Below are 20,938 nucleotides of genomic sequence, written 5' to 3' on the forward strand. Positions count from 1 at the left end.
TAGAGCACCGCGCGAACGGCAACCTGTCGTCCTCCTGTCCGCGCGATTACCGTCATGCACCTCAACGCACTCAACAGCACGAGTTTTCGCCTCTATCTCGCGGCGAACTTCGTCTCGGTAACCGGCATCTGGGTCAACCGTGTCGTTATCGGCTGGTTCAGCTGGACGCTGACGCAATCCGCCGCCTGGGTCGGCATCGTCTCATTCCTGCTGTTTGCACCGACGCTGTTTGCTGGTCCGTTTTTCGGCGTGCTGGCCGACCGCGTCGACATCAAACGCGGTGCGTTGACCACGCAGGCGCTGCTCGGCATCCTCATGCTGGCACTCGGTGTCCTGTTCATGCTCGGCGTGCTCGACATCTGGATGCTGAGCGTTCTCGCGCTGCTGTTCGGTCTTACCTCGAGCGCCAACACGCCGATCCGGCTGACCCTTGTGCCGCTGATCGTCTCGCGCGAGGCACTCTCCAACGCCATCACGCTGATCTCCATCAACTTCAACGCCGCGCGTCTGGTCGGTCCTGCGGTCGGCGGCCTGCTTCTGGAGAAGACGGATCCCGGCGGAACGATCGCCGCGGCCATCCTGATGACCTTGCCGATGCTGGCGGCCTTGGCCTTTCTTCGACCCCGGACACGGGAAGGCGGTGTCGCACCTCGGGAAGGGATAACCAGCCAATTAGTTGAGGCGTCACGCCATATCTGGGCGAACGGCTGGCTGACTCAGGCGATGACGATCACCACGATCACCGCGCTGGTGCCGCGCGGGCTGCTGGAAGTGCTGCCGGCGGTTGCCGACGGCATGTACAAGCGCGGCGCGAGCGGGTTGGGGCAGATACTTTCCGCCGTTGGCACCGGCGCGCTGCTCGCCGGAATCTCGATCACGCTGCGCAAGCGCAAGACGCAACATCTGGAGGAGTTGCAGCGCAGCTATATCTGGATGGCCGCCGGTACCGCGGCAGTGGTGGTCATGGGACTGGTCCAGAACTGGTTCGTTGCGCTCGGCCTTGCCGCGCTGATGGGAGCGTCGGGCACTTTCACCGCAATCGCGGCACAATCCGTCATGCAGATCGAAACACCCGACGCCTATCGCGGCACCACGATAGGACTCTGGCTCTTCGCCAGCATCGGCGGCAATGCGCTGGGGGCACTGGCCTTCGGCGGCATGGCGGATGCCGTGAGCATGCCGGTGACCCTGCTTGTGCTGGGGGCGGCCGGTGTCGCTGCCGCCTTGATCTCATGGCTGCTGGCCGCACGCTCCTGGTAGCCAGTCCATCAGCAGGTTTCGTCACACGGCCTTGCGAATTAGTTGTTTGACGATTCAGCCCAATCTTTCGACCATCGCGCTGTTCAGAAAGAAACCCGAGCCAGCGAAGCGGATTGAAGCGCCGCCACGGATGGGTACGTTCAGAGGAGGGAGAAATGCAGTCTGACAATTCCGGGGGCGTCATCAGCCGCCGCATGGCCTTCAAGGCGGCCTTGCTGGGGGCCGCCGCATCGGCGGTGGCCATGCAGCCATATGCGGCCGCGGCCGCAACCGAGAGCAAGGAAGATCCTGGTGTCGTGCCGGCACCCCTGCCGAAGCAGAAAGCGCAGAAGGAAGGATTACTCGACGTCGGCGATGGCCATTCGATCTGGTATTTCGATACGGGCGGCGACGGCGAGGCGATCGTTCTCCTGCATGCCGGCACCGGCAGCGGTGCTGTCTGGGGTTATCAGCAACCGGTGTTTGCGGATGCCGGCTACCGCGTGATCGGCTACTCCCGCCGCGGCCGCCTGAATTCGAAGCTCGGCGATCCGGAAAAGCCCGGCACCGGCTCGGAGGACCTGCTCAAGCTGATCGACCATCTCGGCCTCAAGAAGATCCACCTCGTCGGCACCGCGGCCGGCGGCATGGTCGCCACCGACTTCACCGTCTCGCATGAGGATAGGGTCCAGTCGCTGGTGCTCGTCAACACCATCGTCGGCGTCACCAATGACGATTATCGCGCCATCTACAAGCTGATCTATCCGGAGGGGTTCGACGATCTGGCTGGCGACTTCAAGGAACTCAGCCCATCCTATCGCCATCTCGACCCGCAGGGGCATGCGGCATGGCTCGAATTGGAGCACAAGGCCAAGATCGGTGAGATGAAAGGGCAGGGCTATGCCAACAAGGTGGTCTGGGACCATCTGGCCGCCTGGAAACTGCCGGTCCTGGTGATGACTGGCGATGCCGATCTCTACACGCCGCCGTCGATGATGCGCATCCAGCACAGCCGTATCCCTGGCGCCGAAAAGTTCGTCGTTCCGGAATGCGGGCACTCGGCCTATTGGGAACGCCCGGAAATCTTCAACCGGGTCGTGCTCGACTTCGTCAAGCGCAACGGTGCGACGCGCTAAAGCGTTTCCGCAGTCGGGTGCGGAAGTATATCTCCGTACCCGACCCTGCCATTGTCTCTGATGGCTCTGTGCCACAGCCTGGGCATCTATCGCATCGGGAGAGGCCGCCAGGCCCCATGGCGCGTCGCGCGGTCAGGTTCGGCGTGACACGCCCGGGGAAACTGCGCGGCAAAATGTGAATTCGCTAACAGACCGCTGCGCCACAAGCTGCGTTCCTGCTGCTGATCGAATGACAGAGCAGCCAAGGATTTGCCATGCCGCGAAACTGCAAGCGTGTCGGAGCCCCGCTTCCCGCAAAGCTTTGCGAAGCACGAAGCCTGCGCTGGTCGCGCGGTTGCCCCTGCCGTCGGAGGTCGCCGATTGCTGGATTTTCTCGCCAAACAAACACAATTGCTTTATGCTGCAGCCTACGAGAACTGGTTGTCCTGGCAGGGGCGCTCCATGTTTGAAGTTGCTACAGACTGGCGGCGGGCAAAGCCCGCGCCGCAAGCTATCGGCCTGATCGGCATCGCCCTCCTTGGCTTGCTGTTCTGCGGATTGGAGACGGCGGCGGGCGCCGCGCCGAACTGGACGCTCGATCCGTCCGCTTCCGTGCTCACCTACCAGTCGGTCAAGAAGAACACCATCGTCGAGACCAACAAGATCAGGAACATCACCGGCACGCTGAGTTCGGCCGGTGACGCCAAGATCAGCTTTGACCTCAATTCAGTCGACACCGGCGTCGATCTCCGCAACGTCCGCATGCGCTTCCTGTTCTTCGAGACATTCAATTACCCGACGGCGGAAGTGACAGCAAAGGTGAACCCCGCGGCTTTCGCCGATCTTGCAAGCAAGCGCCGGGTCAAGACTACCTTGCCGTTCCGCCTCAACCTGCATGGTGTCGACAAGGAGCTGGAGGCGAGTGTCGTCGTCACCATGATCAGCGACACCCAGGTCTCTGTCGCTTCGGAGGCACCGGTGGCGGTTCGCGTTGAGGATTTTGGCCTGCTGCCGAACGTCGAAAAGCTGCAACAGGCGGCGAATGTGACCAACATCGTGCCGACAGCGTCGGTTTCCTTCGATTTCGTCTTCGCCGTGGACGGCAGCAAGCCGGCCGCGATCCAGACTGTCGCTGCAGGCGCGGTTGGTCCCGTCACCACCGATGCCGCGAAAGCCAATTTCAGCGATGAGGAATGCCTCAACAGATTTGCCGTACTCTCGCGCACCGGCGCCATCTATTTTCGCCCCGCGAGCGCCAGGCTCGATGCCAGGAGCCGTCCGCTGCTGACAGAAGTTGAAGGGGTCGTCGGCAAATGCCCGACACTCAAGGTCGAGGTGTCCGGCTATACCGATTCCGACGGATCGCCGGAAGCAAACAAGCTGCTGTCGGAGCGGCGGGCCCAAGCCGTGGCTGATGCTTTGATTGTCGACGGCGTGCCGCGCAACCAGATCAGCGCTGCCGGCTACGGCGAGGAACGGCCTGTTGCCGCCAACGATACGCCCAAGAACAAGGCGCTCAACCGGCGGATCGAATTCTCCACCAGCAAGCTCGCCAATTGAGGCCGTCGTGGGTTCCCGTGCGATCGCCTTCTCCGGTGGCATGCTCCGTGCCACCGTACTGGCCGTGTTCGTTCTGCTCCTGGGTCTGACGGTCGCCAGCGCTGAACGCCGCGTCGCGCTGGTGCTGGGCAATTCGCAGTACGAACATGCGGCGGCGCTTCCCAATCCGGTACGCGATGCCCAGGCCATGGCCGAGCGGCTGCAGGCCCTAGGCTTCGAAGTGGTCTCCGGCTTTGACCTCACAAAACAGCAGACGCAGACCACGGTCGCCCAGTTTGCAAAGCAGGTGCGAGGTGCCGACGTCGCGCTTTTCTTCTATGCCGGCCACGGGCTGCAGGTGTCGGGCAAGAATTACCTGCTTCCGATCGACGCCGCTCTCGAGGACGAGACCTCGCTCGATTTCGAGGCGGTCTCGGTCGATTTCGTCCTGCGGCAGATGTCGCGCGAAACCAGCATAAGGCTGGTGTTCCTGGACGCCTGCCGCGACAATCCGCTTGCGCAGGTCCTGGCAAAGACTGCCGGCGTCAAGGGTGCAAGCAGTGGTCTTGCCGAGATTCCGATCGAGAATGGCGGCGCCGGCACGCTGGTCGCCTTCGCCGCCAGTCCAAACCAGCTGACCTATGACGGATCGGGTGATCACTCACCTTTCACCAAAGCGCTGTTGCAACATATCGGCGAAACCAACATTTCCATCACCGAAGCCGTGAACCGAGTGACCAGCGACGTCTTCAAGGCGACAAACGGCAAGCAGCGGCCTTGGATCAATGTCTCGCTGACCACCGAGGTCGTGCTGCACAAGGTCGATCTCAATGCGCCGCTGATTGTGGGAGAAGCGCGTCCACCGCAAGAGGAGGCGAACTCCGGGACGCGCAATACCGGCGTGACGGCAAGCCAAGAAAACGGCGACCAACTAGCGCTCGATGTCCTGCGTCAGAAGATACCGAAGCTGGAAACCGACGAGCCGATCTTCTTCGATCGCCCGATCAAATTCGGCGACCCGGCAATCGATGGCAAGAGCATTGCCCAGCTCATCATGGGCGAGCCGCTCTTCAGCCCGGTCGAAGGCCTCGACAAGTCGATGTGGCAGGGCAAGCACTGCGACGGCTGCCATCAGTGGAATGAGGCGCGGCTTTGCGAGCAGGCGAAGAATTTTGCTACCAATGACGTGTCCGTCATGCGCCTGCAGCATCCCCTGGGCACGCGCTTCAAGGTAGCGTTGGCCAAATGGGCGCAAAGCGGCTGCCAGTGATGCCGGATCTAGGCTGAAGGGGCTCGCCTCGACCAATCGGAAAGCCTGGAGCCGTCGGTCGATTGCCGTTGCGCTTCCATCTCCACGATCTGGATGCCCATTTCCACGAAGGCTGAAAGCACTGTGAAGCGATCCACCAGCGAGACGCTCGCCAGCCCCGTCAGAATGCCGGCATTGACGGCATGTGCGGCCGGATATCCGGTCGAGGTCATGTTGAAGGCCGGGTCCTGCCATGCCGCTGCAAGGACAATCCAGGCAGCCGGGGTGATGGGTGACACATCGATGACGCTGCTCAAGGCGGCTCGGTGACGCGGGTTTTCCGGCTCGGCAACCCAGTCGTGAACAATCGCCAGCAATTGCAGATCCACGCCGGCGAGGAGTTCCGCCAGATTGCGCAGACATTCATGACCCCACCAGACCGCCGCCCGCTCGGGCAGGAGATAGGCACAGAAGGTGATTGCTTCTTCCGGCACGCGCCCTGCGAGCAAGGCGCGGCAAAACTCGAGCGGAGGCCGATCGGTGGCAGGCGCTTTCATGTCCCTGGCGATGGCGGGACACGCGAGGAAAAGATCCCTTGCCGATCTATATCCAAGTTCATTGGCCATGGCTGTAACACCCGAACAAGAGCAGCATCGCACTCAAGCCCGGGGTCGAGCGCGGGTCAAGTCTCAGCTTTAGCAGGTGACGGATTCCGGCAACGTGAGTTTGTTCACAGACAATTGCCGTTCGATTTGATATGGTCTGCACCAGCAAAATCCGCTCGAAAGGAGAGACGGTTATGCGTTGGGGCAGCTTAGCCTCGGTATTGGCGGTCTTTCTTTTCTCCACGCATGTTTCCGCCGATCCGCTTCAGAAATCAGAAGACATCGTGAAATTTTTCACCAGCCAGGGCAGCCTTGGTACGTCGCGCGGAATCTGTGTTGGAACCGAGGAAGAGTGCAAGGGCAAGGCTGACAAAAGCGGGAAACCGCCGCAAAGGGCGGGCCTCGATATGATGATCAATTTCGCCCTGGATTCGGCTCAACTCGACCAGACTGCCCGCAGCGAGCTCGACGAATTTGCCAGGGCGCTGGAGGACAAGCGGCTGAGTACCTTCAGCTTTGTGGTCGAAGGTCATACCGATGCGACCGGCTCTGACAGCTACAATCAGAACCTCTCGCAGCGAAGGGCTCAGTCGGTGGCTGCCTTCCTGACGGCGAACGGCATCGAGCCGGCCCGGCTTCGAGCTGTCGGCCTGGGCAAGTCGCATCCTCGCGTTGCGGATCCCTACGACCCGGTCAATCGCCGCGTGGAAATGCGGATCAGGACCGAGTAAGGCGGCCGGCGTCGGCCCCTCAGCCGTGACAGTGACGAGAAATCGGGGAGCCTTGCCTTGGCAAGGCTCCCCGATTGTTCGAGATCAGTTCTTGAGCGCACCGCCCACCGCAATGCCGGTGCCGAAGATCAGGGCTTTTGTCAGGAAGTCACCGTCGTCTCTTGGGGGCGGCCCGTCACGCATTTCTATATCGCTGTTGCGCTTGCGCTGGACGACTTGCTGTTTCTTCCGCGGTTTCTGCTGCGTCACCGGTTTGAGCGTACGGGTCTTCTGCACGGTTTGTTTCTTGGAGGGGGCCATGTCGATCCGACTGGCGGCTTTCTTGGCACGTATCGTATCCAATATCGGGTCGGTCTGGATTGCCAGGAACGCCAATTGCTCGCGCGTCAGATAGGTGGTTTGCGGCAGTCCGTTCTTACCCTGCCAGACACCGATGGCCTGCCGTGTCTTCGGCCCAAGATTGCCGTCGACATAGCCAAGCTCGTTGCCCAAGGCCTCGATGCGCAATTGTAGGTCGATGCGGCCGTTGCGATCGAGACCGATCGCATTTTCAGTCAGCTCGGTGCCGGGCGTCTGCTTCATCTCATCGGTGATGCCGACCGTGGTGCGCACGGCGGAACCCGGATTGGTGGTTGATCCGTTTGTGCTGAGCGAGGCAACCTGCTTGTCGGCCTTCGGGTCCTTCAACTGATCGATGTTGAGCTTTGCCACCGTGGCGAAGCGGCCGTTCGGGAACTGCTCAAGATACGCCTCGTAGAAGGGGACGGCATTCCTCTTCGATGCTTCATCCCACAGGCGCTGCTCGATCTCCCAGGATGACGGGCCGCTGACTGCGGTGGGCGGGTCCGCTGTCGTCTTGGCTGCATCAGCAAGCGGCGCGATGCCCGGTGTGGCCGTCTGCGCCGCGGGCTTGCCCAGGAAAACCTCGCGCCCCAGGGAAGCATTGTGCCATGGCCGCTGCCGACCCTGCGTGGCTTCCGTAACCTCGCCGCGGACGCGTGTCAGCGCACTCTGGATTTCCACGCCGGGCTGGGTGAGGTGCTTGGCGAGCGCCAGCGAATAGGGGCTGTCGACACCGTTGCCATCGTAGGCGATGGCGCCGGGATCCGTCGCATAAGCGATCAGCACGCCGCCAGTGCCGACGCCGTCGACCTTTGCATCAACCGGAGCAAGGCCGGCTCCCAGCGAGCGGCTCTTTGGCAGTGCAGCGGCCAGCGTGCGTGCAAGCGGGTTGTCGCGGCAGGCATCGAGTATGATGATGCCGACGGCCGGATCGGCCGGCAACGCTGCCATGAATTCGTCGATCTGAACGGTGCGGGTCTTGAGATAGGCCGGGGACGTCAGCTCGGCATCGACCGGGATGAGATAATTCTTGCCGTCGACCTGCATGCCATGGCCGGCATAGAAGATGATCGCAAGATCCGCGTTGTAGGATTCCTCGGTGAATTTGCCGATCAGACCATGCATGCCGGCATTGTCCTGGTCGACACCCTCGATGACCTCAAAGCCGGCGTTGCGCAGCGTGGATGCGATGAGGCGGGCGTCATTGGCCGGATTGGGCAAGGCGACGGCATTGACGTATTTGCTGTTGCCGATGACAAGCGCGACACGCTTGGTATCGGATTTGGCAGCCTGGACACCGAAGGCGGTCAAGGCGACAAGAATTAATCCAGTCAACAGGACGGCGAACGCTTTCATGGATCAGCCCTCCACCCCTTAGGGGGCGTATCATTGATGTCTGTGCATGCTCAAACAGGTGAGCGACAAAGTCGCTTCTGCCAAAAATGGCTATCGGCGTATGTGATCCCGGTCACATATGCGGTTCACAGGGCGCCTGACAAAGCCTCTGCAAAGAGGTCCAATATACCATCCACCGGCTTGAAAACCAAATCGGCTTTGCGGCCGCTCTGATCTTGTGAAATGGGCTTCGGCTAGCCCGGCTCAAGCGGATTTTCGAGCGAGCCGAGCAACGCCGTTATCGCCTGCTTGTACTTTTCAAATTCCGGCGATGTCTGCCGAATTTGCATCGTCGTCGGCTGGCTCTGATCGGCCGCCACCCGCGTCACCCTTTGTCCCATCTTGCGCTCGGCCCAATCGATGACATAGCCGGCAGTTTTTCCGGTGAGAAACGGGTTGGCCTGGATCACCGCCGATCCCAGGACGGCACTCAACTGCGACGAGCCCGACGCCGCCAAGACCTGATGCGCACCCTCCATACCGAGGAAATGGCAGAGATAGAGGCGTCCGGCGGTGATCTGGTGGCCGCGCCCGCGCAGATACGCTTCGCCCTCGCGTGCGAGGTTGCGCACCATCTCGCGCGAGAGCGTGGCGTCGTAACGGAGCGCGAGCAGATCCGCCGTCGACAGCGTTCTGGCCAGATCGGGGCGATACGTGTTCATCATCCGGATCCATGTCTTGGTGATGAACTGGCCAGCGCCGGTTGCGGACGAGTTCGGATTCTTGGCGCGTGCGCTACCGCCGCTTTCGACATGAACGATCCGTTCGGTGAGGGTCTCGACAGCCACATCGGATGAACCGCCGAAACTGCTGGTTGCGACCGTCGTCACGGTTCCCAGGGAATCGATCGCCTCACCGTTCTGGTAGAGCTCGAAATGAAGATGCGGGCCGGTCGAAAGCCCGGTGGTTCCGACGTAGCCGATGATATCGCCGGCCTTCACTCTGGTGCCGATGCCACTTGCGATGGCGAATTTTTGCATGTGAGCGTAGCGCGTCTCACGCCCGTTAGCATGGGCGATCTTCACCAGATTGCCGTAACCGCCACCATCACCCTGGAACGTGATCTCGCCATCGAAAGCTGCCACGATGGGAGTGCCGACCGGAGCAGCCCAGTCGGTGCCTTTATGTATCCGAACCGTACCGAGGATCGGATGCTTGCGCGGGCCGAAAGTCGAGGTCATGACACCGCTCACCGGAGTGACCATGCCGTTGACCATGGTCAGGGAACGAACTTCGTCGTTGCCCGTGACGCATGCATATTGGCCGTCATTCTGCTGGAAGACGAAACAGTCGAGGCTCTTGGCTGTGCCTGAGACGCCGACATAGAGGACCTTCCCTGAGGCTTGGTCCTGGCCGCGAGGCGTCTGCGAATAGATAAGAACCAGACGCTGGTCTTCGCTGGCAAAGGCATCCAGGTCCTGTCCGCGGGACAGATACATGATTGCCTCGCCGATAATGCTCGTGGGAACCTTGTTGCGTGCCGCCGTCGAATAGATCGCATCAAGCAGGCGATATTGCCGCTTGGGTCCCCCCTGATCGGACGTGCCGGAATAGTTGAAGAGGTCCTGGCTGACCCATGGATCGACGCCCGACACGAAGGTGCCTGATGCATTGCGGGTCAAAGTGCCGACATAGACATTCCTGGCGTAGATCGAAACCTGCATGAGCGACATGGTGGTCGTCTCGCGGTTAGGCCGGAACCCGCGCAGGGCGACGACAAAGCCGGACTCCAGTCCGTCGCGGTTGAAAAGCGTCTTCAGCGCCTCGCCTGCCAATTTCGCGTCATCGGGGGAGAAATGCGCGTCGAGCGCTACGCTATCCAGGCTACGGTCGTTGAAGATCCTTACGAAAGTATCCTCGGTCGCTTCGAAGCGCTGATGTTCACTGGTCACTGTCGCAACGGTGGTGGTGTCGTCGATCGCGGTTTTCTTGAATGCGGGAAGGGCCGCTTCGCCCTGATCGATGGTCTCGCCCCAGCCGGCCTCCGGGTCGTCCACGTCTGCCTGGGGGGCCGAGGCTGCGCTTCCGTCCCGTGCAGGCTGGAGATCGTTTTCCAGATCGCCTTGCTGATCGCCGGCGACCTCGCCCTGCGTGGGCGAGGCCGGCTGCAGATCGCCGCCCGTGGTCGTCGGAGATTTTGGTGCCGCCTGTCGCTGCGCCTGGAAGAATGCGAAATCCTCCTGTGTTGACGGGATCGTCGTCATGAATTTTTCGCTGGCACTCAGCATCACGTCGGAGAGGATCTCGATCTGCGGCGACACGCCTGAACTGTCGAGCCCGGCCGGCCGCGCGATTGCGCGGCTTTTCGTTGCGGTGTCGGCATCAGGGGCAAGTGTGATCCACATCGGATCGCCAGCGAGATCGATGATGGCCGGTACATAGACGCGGGCATCGGGCGGTACGTCCTCCATGTCTTCGATGGGATGCAGTTCCTCGTCCTCGTCTCCGAAAGACCAGTAGTCCCTGGTGAGATAGAAGCCGGTGACGATTGCAATGATCGCGAGCGTGGCGAGGCCGGCAAGGGTCCTGCGCCAGAATTTGCGCCGGCGTTCGTTCCGGCGCGCCTGCTTCTTTTGTTTGAAGCTCGTGTCGATGCTGTGCGTCACGGGCTGTTTCCGGTCAGGAAATAGGTCCAGCGTACCTGTTCGAGCGTGTCGACTTCGACGAAGCGCGCCGCGATATGGCCACGCTGCCAGCACTCGTCGATACCCCGTATCGAGAAGCGGCGTCGGTCGACGCACATTTCGACCGATCCGTTGAGGATCGCGTGACCGAAGACATCCGTCGCATAGAGATAGATGTAGCGGTTCGCCAATTCCTCGCGGATGACGTTCACGCACTGGTTGGCGCCGATGGTCCACCACCCGTCGGTCTGGTCGGCGTCGTCGATCTTCTGCCCGACAGCCAGATTGACGACATCGAGCGTCTGGTTGCACACCGTGAATTCTGCACGGGCCGTGTCGATCGACAGGATCGACAGCAGCGTTGCCGCAAGCAGCGTGGCGGCGATCATGCGGCCGGAGAATTCAGGCCATGTTTGAAACAAGCCACGCCGCTCGCGTGACAGTGGCCAAAACAGGCGCGGGCAGCGGAGGTCCATCGGCATCCATATCTATCCGCCAAGTCGGAAATATTTGGCGGTTGCGGAAAACTGTGCACTGTCCGCCTCGATCTCCTTGAGGATCCTGGGCAGGAGCTCCGAAGCTGGCGTCGGTCTCGAGAACATTGCAGCCTGGACGTCGCGTGGCCCGGTGATCACCAGCATGATCTGCGGTACGGCCTTGCCGGCAGCCTTGTCGCTGGCACCAAGACCGATGGGGATGCTGAACGCGGCCTTGTCGGTCTGCGCGACCATGCGGTCGTCGAGGTTGAAGGCAATGCCCTTGTGATCGATCAGCATGACGTTCGAGACAAGCCCGCCACGCGTGACCAGTGAGCCGCTGATCGGAGAGCCGTCGGACACCGATGTTCTGTCGAGGACAAGCTGCGGCCGCTCGGCACTGTTGCGGTCGAAAAATCGCAGGAAGCTGGTTACCTCGCATTGCGGCTCAGCGATAAGCCGAACGCTGATCTCCGGTTCGAGATGGAACCTTGACTGGAAATCACCGAGCATCCGCTCGAAAGGCTGCACGGCCATTCCGAAGCCTTCTATCGCTGCCGCACCATCTGTTGCCGATGTCAGCGACGCGTAGAAACAATTGCCGCCGCCAAAGTCGCGCACCCATGAGGCGCGCTGGGTCATCTCATCGACCTTGTTCGTCGACGGAATTTCCGGCTTGGGGAGATTGACCGCAACGTCGTTGTTCTCCTGTGGCCTGGCCGCCGGTGGTTGCGGTTGTGTTGGCCCGCTCGGCGCTTCCGGTTGTGCGGGCTTCTGGTTTTCGCCAACAGGAGAGGACGGCGTGTTCGTCTTCGGCAGTTTGGGGAGGTTGTCGTCGGCGCCGGGTATGCCAGGTTTGGTTGCTGTCGGTTTCGTATCTGGCAGCGGCCTGGTGTCGGTTTCCGTCTTGCTCGTTTCGGGTGCCTTGGTGGCAGGTGGCTCGTTGGCCGGTTGTCCCGGTTTCTGGGCTTCGGCGGTTTTCGAGTCCTCTGCTGGACGTTGTGGTGGCTGGACCGGCTGCGTGTCTTTTGTCTGGTTGTTGTCGGCAACCTTCCCAGAGGTCGGCGAGGGTGCAAGGGTGCCGCTGAAAAAGAGACCCACAGCGGCCAAAAGCGCCAATGCTACCCCACCGCCGACGATCAGCGGCAGTCGAGCGGACTTTGTCGGCGCGGTTGACGTAGAGGGGCTGGCGGCAACAGGCGCCGGTGCTGCTCCCGGCTCCGAAAGGTGCGCCGGTCGCACATGCTGGACGAAGCGCTGTTCGGCAGAAGAGGGCAGGGCCTGTTGCGCATCGGGAGGGCTTGTCCGGCCGGTGTGAGACAAACCTGAACGCTCGCGCGTACCGAACAATGCCGGCGGCGATGTCGCATCGAGATCCTCGTCGCGCGTCGCCCTGGCGATTTCCGCCATGCTGGCCGGACGGTCACGTGGATCCGGCTGCAGCATCGCTTCGAGGAGATCGCGGAAATCGGGGTCGATGTCCGACAGGTCTGGCACCGTCCTGCGTTTTTCAATGACCTCATATTGCGAGCCACTCATATCCAGCGGCTTGCCGCGCAATGTTGCAGCCAGCACCAGCCCAAGGCTGTAGATATCGGATTGTTCGCTGACTTCGCCGCCAAAGAGCCCAAGCTGTTCCGGCGAAACATAGTTGTATTTTCCGGCAAACTTTCCGCCGATCAGGGTCTCGCCTCCGACGGTGGCCGATCGCGCTATGCCAAAATCGATGATCTTGGCGCGATCGACGCGGCCGCCCGGCAGGATGATGTTGTCAGGCGACAGGTCGCGATGGACTGCGCCGGCCTGATGCACTGCGCTGAGCCCCGAGGCGAGGCGATGGCAGAGCCTGCGCACATCCGGTGACGACATGGCGCCGAGGCGGATGATGTCGAACAGGGACTGGCCGTCCACGAACTCCATGGCGAGGTAGGGCCGGCCGATTCCAGGATCGATGGTGAAGACGTGGTAACGCACGACGGCGTCATGCGACAGGTGATTGAGGATCGACGCTTCCTTGCGGAACAGCGAAAGGATGGTCTGGTCGCGGGCGAATTCGGGCAGCACGATCTTGATCGCGACATGATCGCCGGTCTGGATGTTGTGGCCACGATAGACTTCGCCCATGCCGCCGGATGCGATCCTCTCGTCGAGTTCGTAGATGGCGCTGAGTTGTGTACCCACACCCGCATAGGCGACGTTCGTCGATAGTCGTGTCTTGTCGTCGTCGCTCATCTTGCGAGGCCTTCCGCTCCGGACCGATCCGAATTGAAGCTCCCGTTGCGCTCGCCGCCGATCTTCACGAGTACAATGGTTACATTGTCGCTTCCGCCGCGCGCCAGCACCGTCTCCAGCAAACTACGGCATGCTGCCTGCGGTGCGGCCGACCTGACAGCCGCTTCGATCTCGGCATCGCGGACATGCGCGGTCAGTCCGTCGGTGCTCAGAACAAAAACATCGCCTGCCATCAACACGCCTTGCTGGAAATCGATCCTGAGCTGGTCACTGACACCGACTGCATGCGTAATCACATTGCGGCGAGGCCAGGTAAGCGCTTCCTCCGCGCTGATAACGCCACGGTCGAGCAGTTCCTGAACTTCCGAGTGATCTTTCGAAACCTGGCTGATCCGGCCATTGCGAACCAGATAGATGCGGCTGTCGCCGGCCCACAGACAGGCGAAGCGACCGTCCATGGCGAGCAGGGCCGCAAAGGTGGAGCCGATGGTGATGCCACGCGAGCGCGATATGTTGCGGATTTCGGCGTTGGCCCGGTTCAGCCGGTCTTCGAAACGGGCGCGAAGGTCCGGCGCCGAGCTTGGGATGCCGATCGTCGCCAGATGATCGACGATGCTGGCGGACGCGAGTTCACCAGCCTCATGGCCGCCCATTCCGTCGGCCACCACCCACAGGCCGGTCTGTGGTTCGACAAGGTAGTTGTCCTCGTTGTGATCGCGAACACAGCCCTTGTGGCTCACACCGAAGCTCTCGACGGGAAGGGCGACAGTGTTCAAATTGCCACCAAGCGCTTCGTGAGCGTCCTCTGTGACGAACGATGGGTCGCGTACGCAGGCCATTTTGCCACAAGCGCGTACGTTAGAGTATCGAAATGACGGCCGAAGCTGCCGTGCTGGAGCGGGGCCATCTCAAAAAGCCTTTGGACAGCTGAAACCGGACAAGGCCTGCAGGAGGAAGGGGTTGGCCCCGGAACCCGCCTGGATCGTGTAGGCCACGTCGCGTCCCCCGATGACGAAGCGCGCTTCAATGGTGCCGCCGCTGTTCGTGATGGTTGCTTTGTCGAACAACCGCTTCAACGCCCACGGTCCATCGAATTTGAGCGCGGACTCGCGCCCAGGCATTTCCGGCTGGAGGCTGAGGCTCGCGGACGCGGAAGCCGTGCCGTCTGGCCATGTCACCGTGCTCGGCACGTTCCCGGCCTGGCTGCTCTGGACGGTCTGACCATCGATATTCAGGATCGCGCTGTCGGCATCGCCGTTGAGCGAGAAAGGCGTGAAGGTGATGTTCACCGACGGCGTCGAACCTCCGGAGGGAAAGAAGGCGCTGCGGATCTCTGCTGCGGACTGGAAGGCCTTCAAGGTCGATTTCGCCAGGCCGCGGCTGGAACGGATATCCTGCTTCCACGTCCATTCCTGGCCGGTCATGTCGATCAGCGGGGCAAGGTTCTGCGCGAAGAAGCGGTCCATCACGCCGCCGGGTGCAAACAGTCTGGCGAAATCCGCCATCGAGATCTCATCCGCGCCGTCGCGTGCGAAGGGATAGTGACCATTGACTGCTGCCTCGCAGGCGCGCGTGACGGATTGGTCGAGGTTCTGGTTGAGGTTGGTCATAGAGGTCTCGGCGACATTGCCTTCGAACTCGTCAGCCGCCGCGGTCACCATGCGCGCGAGCGGCTTGGGCAGGCGCGAGACGTTGGCACGCAGCGTCGAGATCTGTAGCTGCAGGTTTGCGTTGACGCGTTCAGTCTGTGATGGAGCATCGGCCGAGAGCTTCAGGCTCTGGAAAATATCGCGAAAGTTCTGGGTCAGTGCGTCGAGAGGCCGGCGGCCGGCAGCACCGCTGATCAGTGTCTGGAAAGAGCGGAACTGTGCCTCCACGGTTGCGCCGGCATTTTGTGCCAGTGCCGAGTTTACGCCGGCGCGACTTTGCGATTTGCCTCCGGTGACCTGCAAGCCGATGCGGGAAAGGCCCTTGGCCACGCTCGCGAGATCCTCCTGACCACTGCTGGTCTCGTCCCCGGAGGTAGTGCTGCCTCTGGTCAGAGCGGTCTCGTCGGCGATTGCCGTAAACAACTGGTCCAGTGGCGAGCCTGGCGAAGCGACGGCGGAAAGCGCGATGTAGTGCGGCTTGTCTTTCAGCATCGCCTTGAATTTCAGCTGGTCGAGCGCGCCTTTCCAGGCGGCGGCGAATTCCTTGCCATAGCGGTCGACAAGCTCGGGGCCGAGCTTTGGCAGGTCCTGGTCGATGCCACCCTGTTCGCCACCCCCGCCGAGTACCCATTGCTCGTCGACGAGCATCTGCGCGATGCGCGCAAGCTGTGGCAGGAAGAAGCGGTTGAACCCGGCGTGGGTATAAAGACCGGGAACATGAAGATCGGCGAGGTCGCTTCCATCCATGCGCTCGAACAGCAGCCTGGCCTCCGGGCCGGCGTTGGCTGCGATGGAGAAATCCCTCAGCCTTGCTGCGTAGACCGCCGAGCCGATCAGCGCCGACGCGCGTTCGGCCAGACTCATGCGCCCGAGCGAACGCTGTGCGGCTTCGATCAAGGGCTGGTTGAGTTCGAAGACCGGATCGTACGCGTCATCCAACTCAAGCATGGCGCGCAGATGTTTCTCGATCTGCGCCCGGCCCTCGCGGTTGTTCTCGCCGGGATAGCGGTTTTCCTCCCAATCCTGCTTCATCCACGAAACGATCAGATCGTCATCGACTTTCGGTGCCTGGCCCCCCAGCATCAGGTAGATCTTCAACGGCTGGTACAGTGCCACCGGATCGGCCATCCTTGACTGGATGGTTCGCTCCGCCTGAACCAGAAGACGGGATCTGAAGGTTCGTTCAAGCGCCTGCCGATAAGCTGTCGTAGAGGCTGACGACAGCCGCTCCCGCTGGCTGAGCCCAAAGCTTTCCTCAATCGGCTTGCCCTGGCTGCCACTTTCGAAACCGGCTGGCAGGTTACGCAACTGGTCGAGCGGCCCGATGACGTTTTCCAGGTCGACATCGGTCACGGTCGTGCTCTTGAGCAGTGAGCCCGCGCTGTCCTGATACTGCGCGATCGCCTGTCTCGTGGAAGCGATCAATGAGCTGTTGGCAAAGAAGCTGAGGCCCAGAACGCCAAGGGCTGCAAAGGCCACCAGCGCGATCGCTGCCAGCCCGCCAAACCGGATCAGCCTGCTGCGCCGTTCGGCGACCCTGTCGAAGGAGACCCAGCCCGATTCCGGGAAGACCACATTGGTCAGCAGATCATGCAGGAACAAGCTCTTTCCAGTGCCCGAAAGATAGGCTTGTGATCTGCTGCCGAAGCTGCGCCCGATCGCGCCCAAAACCTGGTCGAAGGGAGTTCCTTCCTGAGTGCCGGACGAGAAATAGAACCCGCGCAGGCAGACATCTGCCTGCGGTCGGGAGGCATCGAACAGACTGCCAATGAAATGGGTTATCCGGTTTCTGAGCGCACCGAATTGAGCCGGGAAGCCGAAAATGGCGATCCGCGCAACCGGATCGGTCTCTTCCTGAAGCCGGTCGACGACCTCTTCCGCCAGACGCTCGGCCAGCGCGTCGAATTCAGCAGGTGCCTCAACGGCCATGTTTCTTGTGCGATCGGCAGTCTGGAACGTCGCGCCCCACACCTTGCGCCTGCGCTGTTCGTCGAAGTCGGCGAAATAGTCCATGAAACCAGAGACCAGGTCGGCCTTGGTGAAAAGAAGATAGACCGGAAACTGGATTTTCAGTGTTTCGTGCAGCTCGCGCAGGCGGCCCTTTATTTCGGTGACATGCGTGTCGAGTTGCCGGTCGTCGAGGCTGATGAGGTCGGCGAGGCTGATGGCGAGGATCACGCCGTTGATCGGTTGCCTGGTACGGTATGTCTTCAGCAATCCGAGGAATCCGAGCCAGCTCGCCTTGTCGCGCGCGGCGTCGGATTCGAATGTCGTGTAGCGACCGGCCGTGTCTATCAGGACCGCTTCGTCGGTGAACCACCAGTCACAGGATCGCGTACCACCCACACCGGTGACGGGCTGCGCATTTCCTGAGCCCGCCAGCGGAAATTTCAGTCCCGAATTGACCAGCGCCGTCGTCTTGCCCGCGCCGGGCGGACCGATGACGATGTACCATGGGATATCATAGAGGAAATTGCGCTTGCCGGTCGTCCGTTTCAACGTTGCGATGGCTTCACGCATGCCCGCTTCGAGCACCAGTGCATCGTTGTTCTGTTCGTCGTCGCGCGTGATGGCTTTTTCGAGTGCTTTTTGCGCCCTGCGCCTTGCCCAGAAATGGATGCCGTAAAACAGCGCCAAGAGAGCAATGGTCACTCCGATGATCATTGCCCTCAGCCACACGGAGCCGAGCGGGCGGCTGTCGGCGAAGCGGACCAGCGGCCCGGCATACCAGATGGCCGCCGAGAAGCCGGCGAGCGCGAGAACACTGAATATCCGCAGCATCCAGCGCATCAGCTCCGTTCTCCGGTGCATCCGCTCATTGGATCCCTCTCTTGTGGATCATCACATCGATGCGGCGGTTCCTGGCGCGGCCGTCTGCCGTCGCGTTGTCGGCGATCGGTTCGTCCTCGCCCTTGCCATCGGCGCTCAGTCGCGAGGCATCCTTCAACAGCTTGCCCAGCATCGACTGGACCGCTTTTGCCCGGGCGATGGAAAGGTCGAAATTCGATTTGAACTGGCTCGATTTCCTCGGCTTCACATTGTCGGTGTGGCCAACAACCTTGATCAACCCCGGTTCAGCATCGAGCGTCGTGGCTATGTCAACGGCGATCGGTTGGAACTGCGTCTTCAGCTCCGCCTGGCCGGATCCGAACAGAAGCTGGTTGCTGACCTCGATGACGATGAAGTCGCCCTTCACGACGACGTTCAGCCCGCCATTGGCAATCTCCCTGGCAAGTGCCACGCGGATACGATCGATCTGCGTGGTGTCGGGGATGGCGGGCTGCGACGGGCTGGCGTGTTTGGTTTCGACAGCCGTCGTTACACTGGCACGCTCGATCGTGATTGGGGCCGACGGATTGAGCGCCAGCAATTCTCTGGCGGTCGCGTCACCATCATCGGTGATCGCGACGCGCAAGCCGAAGAATACCGCTGTCACCAGCGCAACCGCTGCGGCCGCAATCGCCCAGAGCGGGAGGCTGGCTGGTGGCTTCGGCTGCGTCGCCGCAATACTCTGCCAGTTGGGAGAAATGTCGTCGGTTGCACGCGCTTTGAGATAGCGAAGCGTGTCGTGGACATCACTCCGAACGCGCTGGAGCGTTTCCCGCTCACTCGCCAGTCCCCGGTACTGGCCTTCGAATCCCAGCGAAAGGCAAATATGCATCAGCTCGAGCAGATCGAAGCGGGCTTCGGGTTTGGCGAGGATTTCGTTCAGAGCCTCGTAGAAGCCGACGCCAGTGGCGGGCGTATGGAAGAACTGCACCACCAGGCTATGGTCAACCCAGGGGGATTCTTTTGGCCAGGGCAGGTTGCCAACGAGATCATCGATGGTTTCGCAAAGAGCAAATTTTGCGATCCGCGCATCCTCCTCGCCGACGCCGGCTTTCGCCACGGCACGATCGAATGTCTCGACCGCATCCGCGATATACCTTGCCAGGGATGAAGCTTTCCGATCCACCGGCGTCAGCCGCAACTGGCCAAGGAGCATCAACAGGGGAGCTGCAGCAGCAACGATCGGGTTGGCGCATGCGTATTTCACGCCGCCTGCCGCAGCAAGGAGAGTGTCCTGTTGCAATGCCGGCGATGGCTCGGCGACCGCGCCTGGATCAGAGCCGTGAAAAACGACAGTCCCGGAAGACCATCCAGGCGGAACCTGTCTATTGATGCCAGGGTCGAAAACCGTCGATTCCCTCGCAGGCATGGGTACTGGTCCCCCGCCTTGCGAGCCGGAATTTTCGGTAGCTGCCGATGGCTGTGGCCTCAGCTGCGGCGTGCGGACGATGGTCCGGTCTGGAGGCTCCGAGGGATCATCCGTCGCGCTCATCGGAGATCCGTGGTCGAAGTTTGGCTGGTGTTGAAGGGCCCTGCTTTACACGTTCCGGACCGGGGCCTGGGTCGGATCGAAAAGCTCTTTTTGCTGAAACATGACATTGCTGCACGCCCCAAGCCACGCCGCGTTTCCCGCAAGGCAAGCTCCCATGCACCATTTTAATCGCACAGGAGGCCGATTGAAATCAGAAAGCAGGATGATCAAAGAAGCAGCTTGTTCTATGAGACCCGTCACAGACGGCGCAATTGCGTTGCCTGCTGCGCGCCTGCCTATCTCTGCTTGCCGGCCTTGGCATAAGCTTCGGCGAAATAGGCAAGAAAGACATCCAGCATGCCGTTTTCGTTTTTCTCCTCCATCGCACGCCAGGTGGCGACCAAGGCGTCCCAGGCCTGGCTCTTCTTTGACGAGAAGGATGCCGGTGGCAGTTTCCTGGCGATTGCCTCGGGCGAGAGATCATCGAGCAGCCTGGAAAGTGCTGCCTGCATGGCAGCGTAGGTTGCAATTTCGTGGCTCTTCAGATCGTGGAACGCGTCTTCGACACTGTGCTTGGCATCGAGGTAGCCGGCCCTGCGCCTGCCAAACATGATCTCCAGTATGTCATCGGTTCCAGGCACGAACTTCAACGGGTTGTTGTCCTCGGCACTGATCATCGTGCGGTGCGGGCTTTTGGCGAGCACCTTGGCGGCGGCGCGCGCCTTGAGCAGCAGCGACAATTGCTCGACCGAAATCCTCAGCACCGCACCGATCTCGGAAGCAACCTCATGTGGATCACGCGATTGCAGCACATCCGGCGCCATGCCTGCCGCGATGGCGATGTCGCGCAGGACGTTCACCGTTTCCACCGGCCTGCTGGCCGGTGCGGCTGCGTCGGACCGCAGCAATGAAGACGTCGATATCGGCGCTGTCGAATCCGGGTGTCGCTCTGTCGGTTTGGGGGGCGGTGCGTCGAGTTCTACCGGGCGACCCGCCGGCGGCGGCTCGCGTTGCGTCGTTCCGTTTTCAGGCGTGGTGCCGGCACGTTCCTCATCGATCGAAACCGTTATGACATAGCGGCCGATAAGCAGCCTGTCGCCATCGATCAGCCGATGCGGTGCGCTCATGCGCTGCCTGGAGCCGTTGATGAAGGTTCCGTTGCGGGACACATCATAGAGCCAGAACGTGCCTGCCTGGAAACTGACTTCGCAATGACGACCGGAGATGAACTTGTCGGGATCGGACAATGTCCAGTCACAACTCTCCCGGCCGATCTCGAAGCTGCGATCACGGGCGGCATAACGCGTGACGGTGCCCCCTGGCAGCCCATCGAGATTGTTGATCTGTAGTGAGATGAACATCCGGAACCGCCGGCGAACCTGATATCTCGGCCATTCTAGCAGCTTGTGGAGCCAACGGGAGAGGAGCGTTTCACACGGCTG

General features: G+C 61.4%; 14 protein-coding genes. 5 read left to right on the forward strand and 9 right to left on the reverse strand.

Annotation, left to right across the window (positions count from 1 at the left end):
* Window positions 1–54 precede the first annotated feature (54 nt).
* The 4 genes from C1M53_RS21105 to C1M53_RS21120 all read left to right on the forward strand — a co-directional run bounded on the left by C1M53_RS21105 (window position 55) and on the right by C1M53_RS21120 (window position 5,163).
* A complete protein-coding gene (locus C1M53_RS21105) occupies window positions 55–1,260 on the forward strand; it encodes an MFS transporter (RefSeq protein WP_129414015.1) in 1,206 nt (401 codons plus the stop codon).
* A 155-nt stretch (window positions 1,261–1,415) separates the two neighbouring features.
* Window positions 1,416–2,375 (forward strand): alpha/beta hydrolase, encoded by a 960-nt coding sequence (locus tag C1M53_RS21110; protein WP_129414016.1) that lies wholly within the window; start codon window positions 1,416–1,418, stop codon window positions 2,373–2,375.
* Window positions 2,376–2,816: 441 nt separating this feature from the next.
* Window positions 2,817–3,914: an OmpA family protein gene (locus C1M53_RS21115; protein WP_129414017.1), complete on the forward strand. Its 1,098-nt coding sequence runs from the start codon at window positions 2,817–2,819 to the stop codon at window positions 3,912–3,914.
* Between the two features lie 7 nt (window positions 3,915–3,921).
* Window positions 3,922–5,163, forward strand: a complete 1,242-nt coding sequence (locus C1M53_RS21120) for a caspase domain-containing protein (protein ID WP_245488231.1) — start codon at window positions 3,922–3,924, stop codon at window positions 5,161–5,163.
* An 8-nt stretch (window positions 5,164–5,171) separates the two neighbouring features.
* Here C1M53_RS21120 and C1M53_RS21125 read toward each other — a convergent pair whose 3' ends face one another.
* Window positions 5,172–5,636 carry a hypothetical protein gene (locus tag C1M53_RS21125; RefSeq protein WP_245488232.1) on the reverse strand — a complete coding sequence of 155 codons (465 nt, stop codon included), beginning with the start codon at window positions 5,634–5,636 and terminating at the stop codon, window positions 5,172–5,174.
* A gap of 305 nt (window positions 5,637–5,941) precedes the next feature.
* Between C1M53_RS21125 and C1M53_RS21130 the strand changes: the two genes are divergently transcribed.
* Entirely contained in the window at window positions 5,942–6,478 is a 537-nt protein-coding gene (locus C1M53_RS21130; RefSeq protein WP_129414019.1) for an OmpA family protein, read from the forward strand.
* A gap of 84 nt (window positions 6,479–6,562) precedes the next feature.
* On the opposite strand, the gene C1M53_RS21135 is transcribed toward C1M53_RS21130, so the two are convergent.
* From C1M53_RS21135 to tagH, 8 genes are all read right to left on the reverse strand, one after another.
* Window positions 6,563–8,176, reverse strand: coding sequence for a caspase family protein (locus C1M53_RS21135; protein WP_129414020.1), 1,614 nt, complete (start codon window positions 8,174–8,176; stop codon window positions 6,563–6,565).
* Between the two features lie 233 nt (window positions 8,177–8,409).
* Window positions 8,410–10,821: a M23 family metallopeptidase gene (locus C1M53_RS21140; RefSeq protein ID WP_129414021.1), complete on the reverse strand. Its 2,412-nt coding sequence runs from the start codon at window positions 10,819–10,821 to the stop codon at window positions 8,410–8,412.
* The gene (locus tag C1M53_RS21145) at window positions 10,818–11,315 is read right to left on the reverse strand and encodes a DUF1036 domain-containing protein (RefSeq protein WP_165358351.1); all 498 of its coding nucleotides are present in this window, start codon (window positions 11,313–11,315) and stop codon (window positions 10,818–10,820) included. Before C1M53_RS21145 ends, C1M53_RS21140 begins: the two co-directional genes overlap by 4 nt.
* 12 nt (window positions 11,316–11,327) lie before the next feature.
* Window positions 11,328–13,547, reverse strand: coding sequence for a serine/threonine-protein kinase (locus C1M53_RS21150; protein ID WP_129414022.1), 2,220 nt, complete (start codon window positions 13,545–13,547; stop codon window positions 11,328–11,330).
* Window positions 13,544–14,323 carry a protein phosphatase 2C domain-containing protein gene (locus C1M53_RS21155; protein ID WP_129414023.1) on the reverse strand — a complete coding sequence of 260 codons (780 nt, stop codon included), beginning with the start codon at window positions 14,321–14,323 and terminating at the stop codon, window positions 13,544–13,546. The genes C1M53_RS21150 and C1M53_RS21155 overlap by 4 nt, the downstream gene beginning before the upstream one ends.
* A gap of 132 nt (window positions 14,324–14,455) precedes the next feature.
* A complete protein-coding gene (gene tssM, locus C1M53_RS21160) occupies window positions 14,456–17,986 on the reverse strand; it encodes a type VI secretion system membrane subunit TssM (protein WP_207213029.1) in 3,531 nt (1,176 codons plus the stop codon).
* A gap of 25 nt (window positions 17,987–18,011) precedes the next feature.
* Window positions 18,012–19,232, reverse strand: coding sequence for a type VI secretion system protein TssL, long form (tssL, locus tag C1M53_RS21165; RefSeq protein WP_348630001.1), 1,221 nt, complete (start codon window positions 19,230–19,232; stop codon window positions 18,012–18,014).
* A gap of 560 nt (window positions 19,233–19,792) precedes the next feature.
* Window positions 19,793–20,857, reverse strand: coding sequence for a type VI secretion system-associated FHA domain protein TagH (tagH, locus tag C1M53_RS21170; RefSeq protein ID WP_129414025.1), 1,065 nt, complete (start codon window positions 20,855–20,857; stop codon window positions 19,793–19,795).
* Between the last annotated feature and the right edge of the window lie 81 nt (window positions 20,858–20,938).

Origin of the sequence: Mesorhizobium sp. Pch-S, from assembly GCF_004136315.1 — a bacterium.
Lineage (GTDB): Bacteria > Pseudomonadota > Alphaproteobacteria > Rhizobiales > Rhizobiaceae > Mesorhizobium.

Excerpts from the sequence above, each read along its gene's own strand:
- C1M53_RS21105 (WP_129414015.1), top strand. The coding sequence starts at position 55 with ATGCACCTCAACGCACTCAACAGCACGAGTTTTCGCCTCTATCTCGCG.
- C1M53_RS21110 (WP_129414016.1), top strand. The coding sequence starts at position 1,416 with ATGCAGTCTGACAATTCCGGGGGCGTCATCAGCCGCCGCATGGCCTTC.
- C1M53_RS21115 (WP_129414017.1), top strand. The coding sequence starts at position 2,817 with ATGTTTGAAGTTGCTACAGACTGGCGGCGGGCAAAGCCCGCGCCGCAA.
- C1M53_RS21130 (WP_129414019.1), top strand. The coding sequence starts at position 5,942 with ATGCGTTGGGGCAGCTTAGCCTCGGTATTGGCGGTCTTTCTTTTCTCC.
- C1M53_RS21135 (WP_129414020.1), bottom strand. The coding sequence starts at position 8,176 with ATGAAAGCGTTCGCCGTCCTGTTGACTGGATTAATTCTTGTCGCCTTG.
- C1M53_RS21145 (WP_165358351.1), bottom strand. The coding sequence starts at position 11,315 with ATGGACCTCCGCTGCCCGCGCCTGTTTTGGCCACTGTCACGCGAGCGG.
- C1M53_RS21150 (WP_129414022.1), bottom strand. The coding sequence starts at position 13,547 with ATGAGCGACGACGACAAGACACGACTATCGACGAACGTCGCCTATGCG.
- tssM (WP_207213029.1), bottom strand. The coding sequence starts at position 17,986 with ATGCGCTGGATGCTGCGGATATTCAGTGTTCTCGCGCTCGCCGGCTTC.
- tagH (WP_129414025.1), bottom strand. The coding sequence starts at position 20,857 with ATGTTCATCTCACTACAGATCAACAATCTCGATGGGCTGCCAGGGGGC.